Source organism: Lysobacter enzymogenes, from assembly GCF_017168095.1.
GTDB classification, from domain to species: domain Bacteria; phylum Pseudomonadota; class Gammaproteobacteria; order Xanthomonadales; family Xanthomonadaceae; genus Lysobacter; species Lysobacter enzymogenes_D.
Map to the genome: position 1 here is coordinate 37094 of NZ_LXSD01000402.1, position 5927 is coordinate 43020.

5 protein-coding genes are annotated in these 5927 nt (G+C 59.0%); all 5 read right to left on the reverse strand.

Annotated features, from left to right (window positions below; genetic code table 11):
- Positions 1-151: 151 nt before the first annotated feature.
- From A7A76_RS16970 to A7A76_RS26785, 5 genes are read right to left on the reverse strand one after another with little or no spacing between them, the layout of a single operon-like run.
- Complete coding sequence (locus A7A76_RS16970) at positions 152-613, reverse strand: very short patch repair endonuclease (RefSeq protein ID WP_206412310.1); 462 nt, start codon at positions 611-613, stop codon at positions 152-154.
- Positions 613-2274, reverse strand: a complete 1662-nt coding sequence (locus A7A76_RS16975; RefSeq protein WP_343225356.1) for a DUF2357 domain-containing protein — start codon at positions 2272-2274, stop codon at positions 613-615. Before A7A76_RS16975 ends, A7A76_RS16970 begins: the two co-directional genes overlap by 1 nt.
- A gap of 2 nt (positions 2275-2276) precedes the next feature.
- The gene (locus tag A7A76_RS16980) at positions 2277-3968 is read right to left on the reverse strand and encodes an McrB family protein (protein WP_206412311.1); all 1692 of its coding nucleotides are present in this window, start codon (positions 3966-3968) and stop codon (positions 2277-2279) included.
- The gene (locus A7A76_RS16985) at positions 3934-5442 is read right to left on the reverse strand and encodes a DNA cytosine methyltransferase (protein WP_206412312.1); all 1509 of its coding nucleotides are present in this window, start codon (positions 5440-5442) and stop codon (positions 3934-3936) included. The genes A7A76_RS16980 and A7A76_RS16985 overlap by 35 nt, the downstream gene beginning before the upstream one ends.
- Entirely contained in the window at positions 5442-5657 is a 216-nt protein-coding gene (locus A7A76_RS26785) for a CopG family transcriptional regulator (RefSeq protein WP_428995182.1), read from the reverse strand. Before A7A76_RS26785 ends, A7A76_RS16985 begins: the two co-directional genes overlap by 1 nt.
- Positions 5658-5927 lie beyond the last annotated feature (270 nt).

The following is a 5927-nucleotide window of genomic DNA, read 5'->3' on the forward strand; positions in this document are numbered from 1 at the left end:
GCTGTCCAAGTCCGAGCAGCGCAAGGCCGTGGCCGACCTCAAGGCCCGGCTGGCGCAGGCGGGCGGGGCGGACGAGAAGAGTTGATGCCAACAACAGTCAGGTTGTATGCGTCACGGCCGGGCGGATGGCGGGCCCAGGTGCGCGGGTAACTCAGGTACTTGATCGGCCGGAGATGTCTGCCGTTTGCTGGGTGCCCACGATGAAAGTGAAGCAGTCGTCAATCATCGAGTCGAGGGGCATCCGACCTCGCCCCTTCAAGCAGCATTCCCATACCGTCAGTACCCGCCAACCAGAGGCCAGCAGATCCTGAAGTGCCTTGGCATCACGAGATTGGTTGCCGCTGATCTTCGTTTGCCAGAAATCAGGACGAGTCGCGGGGAGATGAAACATGGGGCAGTTGTGCCCATGCCAGAAGCAGCCGTGGACGAAGATAACGGCCCGGTACTTTGGAAACACCAGGTCCGGACGCCCCGGCAGACTGCGATCCTGCAGCCGGTAGCGCAGGCCGCGCGCATGCAGTCCGCGGCGCACGATCATTTCGGGCTTGGTATCACGGCCGCGGATGCGGCTCATGTTGCGCTGACGCTGCTCCGGGGTGTGGACGTCCGCCATTACCGCGCCGTCTGTGTCGCATCCGCCACAAGAGTCTGCAAAGTTGCCCGCAACTCGTCTGTGCTCATCCCGGGGCGCAGCGTGACTGCGCCGAACCGGAACTTGTCGCGGTACTGCGGGTGAAACAACCGCCCGGGCATCGGCGTAGCGCGGAAGTCTGTGTCTACGGCGGGAACATGCGGCGTCAGCAGATAGGCCGCAGTAACGATGCCTTCGCATTCGCCGGTTCCGGCTTCCCGAACCAGCGCGTCGCGATAAGTGTGGATCGAGTTCAGTGCGTCATTCAGACCGTCATTGATGCGGTACTTGGCATCCAGCACGATCACCTGGCGCAGGCCGTTACCGAGTCCGGTGTCGGTCAGTACCACGTCGGGCACCATAGTGCGGCTGAAGCTGCCTTCGCCGTCGGGTGCCAGCCAGTACTCTTTGTATTGACGTTGGAAACACAGTGCTTTGTCAGCACCCAGCGAGACGGAGATCGCGCCGGCCTGCAAGGTCACGCCTCCGGCCGCGTCCGTAGTGAACAAGCTGTCCAGCGTGATGCCGTCAGGGCTGTATTCCTGCACCGCAGCGCGCAACAGCCGCAGGAAGCACCACAGTTCATAAAGCTCGTAAGTACGGGCCAACGGCATCTGGAGAAAGTCGCCGGACAGTGCGGCCAGCCCCAGATTCATGTCTTGCCACAGCCGATAGAAGCGGTGATAGACGGGGTCATTGCGGAAGAGCGATGACATTTGCAGCGCAGCGGGTCCGTCACCGACATCCGACATGAAGCCCGTGCCGGATGCCAATTGCAGTTGACGCGACATCTGTCTTGCACGGGCAGCCCAGTGCCCGGCGGTGCTCAGAATTTCAGAATCGTCTGAAGGTGCAGCCTTTGCCAAAGCTTCGGCGATTCCGGACAGCCATGCGGCCCAAGAGCGCAGGCAGGCTTTGATTTGCCGGTGCTCCGGGATGTCGACGCTGTTGCGATGGCGGCGCACGGTGATGTGCGCCGGCAAGCGGCCACCCAGGGTCTGGGGGAGTCGCGACGGGCCGGGCCGCTCCGTCCGGACAACACCGGTTCGAAAAGATCTGAGGATTTCCGGACCGGTGGCTCTTCTGGCCTGGTGCGCGGGCAGGGTGATCTGCTCGGCACAAAGGAAATGCCGGGGCGACCGCAAGATCGCGTCTACCGATTGGAGCAACTCTTCACAGCGTGAGCGCAGGAACTCCAGGCGGGCCAGTGGCGGAGGTTGGTTGCCTCGCTGCCGGGCAATGCCAGTGCGGAACGCGCTGAGCGAGAACAGGGCGAACGTATCTTCCAAAATCTCCCGCACCATCGCATCGAAATCGTCGCGCGTAAGTTTGCGCAAATCCGGATCGGTGGTGATAGTGAAGTGACGAGTGCCTGCACCGGGGATCCGCAGCGCTGCATCCGCAACGCCCGCATGGAAGCCGGGAGTCCAGCGCCACTTGGCCGTGCGGAGATCGCGCGATCGCAGTGCCTCCAGTGGCGCATCATCCAGCAGCAAGTCGGCAGTGGCCGCCTCATCGCACTCGCGCAGCTCGAACAGATAGGAGGCCCCCTCACGAATCTCGCCTGGCGGGATGGCATCCGGCGCCGGCCAGACCTGCCAGGAGGCTCCCTTGTTCTCGCGCTGGATGTAAAGCGCCGCCACGGTCAGCGCATCGCCTGGAACGACCCGAATTCATCCAGGTCACTGATCAGTCGCTGGATGTAGGCTTTTGCTCTGGGGAGCCTGTCACAGGCTTTGTCCAGACTGTTTAGCAGGCCTCGCTGACGTTCAGCTCCCCGCAGCTTCACGAACACCTTCTGGACAAGCAAATCATCGGTGACACTGTCAGGCGCGTTGCCTAGATGCTTGGCGTCGAAAGCGTGGTAGCGCACAAATTCTTCAATCAGCCGATAGCCAAAGCCGCGCCCATGTTGCTGCATCAGTCGATGTACCTCGATCAACTTAGGGGCGAATGCGGTACTTGAGGCTTGCAACTCCGGATGCCGCACAGCCAAGAAGTCGATAAAGCTTGCGGCATCTACTGTGGACATATCGATGACCGATGCGCGGTCCAGAACTTTGTCGCTGACGGGGTTGGTCGTCTCGTCGACGTTGATTGTCCCAATAATGTAGAGATTTGGCGGGATGGGAATCTCGGCGCGCACGTTGGTACCGTTCGACCCCTCGAGTGGAACGCTGTTTGAATGCAACTGCAGAGCCCCCCGAGTCTCGATAACGGAAAGTACGTCAGACAGGTAGTACTCGATCCGCGCCAAGTTCATCTCATCGAGAATGACGAACACAGGCGAGTCTCGATGAGCGGTGGCTACTAGCACAGCATCCAGAAATGTCGGGACCATGTACCGATTGCTGAGAACGTCATAGTAGCCCGTGAGGCTGGTCGGATCTGTCCATTCTGGTCTCACTGGGCACTCGAAGATTAGTGGATCAGGATCTTTGTCTGACGTAACTCCATGTACTGCACGTGCATACTTCAGTGCGAGCTGAGTCTTGCCCGTGCCGGACAAGCCCGCGAGAATCACAAAGTGCTTATGATCCAGAAAATTCAGGGCGGCATGGAGGCGTCGAACCTCTTTGTTTCGATAATGCCCACCAAGTTTTTCGATTGAATTTTCTATTTCATCGATTGAAACAGTGGCGGGCGAGCGTCGCATCATTGGTCCGAGCGCTGCCGTATCGGCCCACACAGGAAGTTCGTGAATCTTCTCGTGTCCAACTAGGCTGCCAAGCCAGCCGACAAATTCTCGAGCTAAAAGGCTTCTTCTGGCGGATGCAGAGGGGGGATACAGCGCTACTGCTACTTGGTCGGGTTCGACCCCTGGGCCGAAGGGGCTGAGGTCAAACTTCAAGCTGCCCCAAAAGCCGGCATTCCGAAGCCACAGCCGACCATCGGCCGCCAAATAAACGGCGACGAGATGGTTACGATTGTTATATTTAATCGTTATGTCAGAATTGTCTTCCAGTGTGTCAGTAGTTTCTGCCGGCTCGAGAGAAAAATCCGTTTCTTGTTCACTGTCTTTTTTCACTGCGTCCTTAGACGCTGCACCAAGACGTTTCATGTCCGCGAGCCTCTGCACTAACGAGACTTTGTCTTTGCGGATGTAAACAGCGAAATAGACCTCATCTTCCGGTGGGAAGCGCAGAACGCAGCCCAAGATCAATCCCTCTGTGTCATCCTTGACATTTTCGAGATTGACCACGCCGAGTTGGATTCCTCCCTCTACTATCTTCGCGCTGTTCGACACACCGAACAACTCACGAGGGCGGCCGCGAGAAGTGCCGAAGTGCTTCGTTGTTGCCTCAAGAAACTGCCGCTGCCGCTCGACGAGGTTCATCCGCCTTGTCCTCTTCCGTGATTGCCTGTCTGAGTGTTTGCATCATCTGGGTGGCAAGCGCTTTCGCCAACAAAGGCGGAACCGCGTTGCCGATCTGCTTGAGCGCCGGATTCATCGTGCCATGAAAGCGGAACCCGTCGGGGAACGACTGCAGTCGCGCTGCCTCCCTGACTGAAATGGTGCGCGCCTGGTTACTGTCGTAGTGGATGTGGCTGTAGCTGTCTTTGCCCAGATGAGCCATGAGCGTACGGGCCGGCTGATTACGCCACATTTTGCGCCACTTGTTTGGGAACTTGCTCGCGTCGTAAGGCGGAACAATCGAGTCCCACAGCGCCTTGTACTTGGCGGATCCTTCCGAAAGCTTCTCGCCGCGGGCACGGGCAGCAGACAGTTTCTCGTTGAACATGTCCGTGGCGTGACGATGTGCTTCGGGGTATTGATCCCCGGGGTTCATGCGCGCGAACAGTTCGTAGTCCCGGGGGAGGTAACGGATTACGTGGTCGACTGGTCCGGCCGCGTTTGCTTCGTGACCCTTCCATGTCCTCATCAACTCGCCGTAGGCGGACGGTTTCTTACGTCCATAGCCAGCCGGGGTGTCGAAGCGACGTGCTCCCCGGGAGATTTTCCCGGCCGCGAGGAGTTCACGTGCATTGATGGCAGGCAAATCCGCCAGCGCGGCTTCTGCAGTTATCGCCGGAGGAAGATCTGGCGTTGCGGCAGGCGGCGTAACATAAGAGTGTGCATCGCCTATCAGGCTCTTCAGAGTCTTAAGGGCCACAGACCGCGACCCTTCATAGCCCGGAGGAAGCACCAACCAATGGCTGGGCGACGGGAACACAACCTTGGCCCGGAGCTCGCGGCGATAAGCAATCAGGAACATTCGTTCCCGCATCTGAGGTACGCCGTAGAACGCCGCATTCAACAGCGTGTATCCACAAACGTAGCCCTTGTCTTCTAAAACTTCGCAGGTTTCCTCGGCGATGTTCTGGCCGCCATGATTGAGGATGTCGGGAACATTCTCCATAAGCACGGCCAGCGGCTGGAACGCATCTACGTATTCCAGGTATTTCTTGTAAAGCTGAGCTCGCGGGTCGTGGATAAACGCCTCGGGGTGCTCTTCAATCTCGCGAAGCTTGGAGCGCCCCACTCGGGCGAAGGCCTGGCAGGGCGGGCCACCGACGACAATGTCAAACGCATCGGACACCTTGCCCAGTTCCAGTTGCTGGCACAGGTCCTTGGGCGAGGTTTGAGTGATGTCGATCGCACGGCTGTGAGCGTCTGCTCCACCGTGAAAATTCAGCCCGTGCGATTTCGCTGCGTCCGGATCGAACTCGACAGCGCCCCGCATCTCAAAGCCCGCCGCTTCGAAGCCGAGGGAGATCCCGCCACAGCCGGCAAACAGGTCAAGAACCCGGGGCTTATTGGCGGCGGTCCGCAAGCGTGCAATTTTGCGGAGGATTACTTCATTACTCATTACGAATCAGATCCTTGGCGGGCGGGCAGTCGCAATGACAGCCCTTGTTGACCTTGGCACTCGTCCAGGAAGCGCTGCACAGCCATGCGGATGACCCACGCGGACGATACTTGGTTTGAGTCTGCAAGTGCTTGTATCTGGAGGTGGACATCCTCCGGCAGCATGACGGACGTCCGGACGCTTCTGCGGTCAGGCGTGATGGGGCTACGGGCCATGGCTGGAGCGCTGCTGAAGGATATGTGGTGTCATTTTGCACCAAAATGCATATCCATAAAGCCGGTTTGCAGTTCGAAATAGCCAACTGAACTGGTAGGAGAGGTTCGCGGACTGCACGCTAGGCCGGCAGCGTCTCATGTGTTCAGATTATCCTCGTTTGAGTTGCGACACTGAAGGTGGTCGCACGTCCCGCTCGCCTTCCTCTGCGCCGACACCGACGTGCTGGCCGAGGCCATCCTGACCCTGGGCCTGCTGTCCAAGTCCGAGCA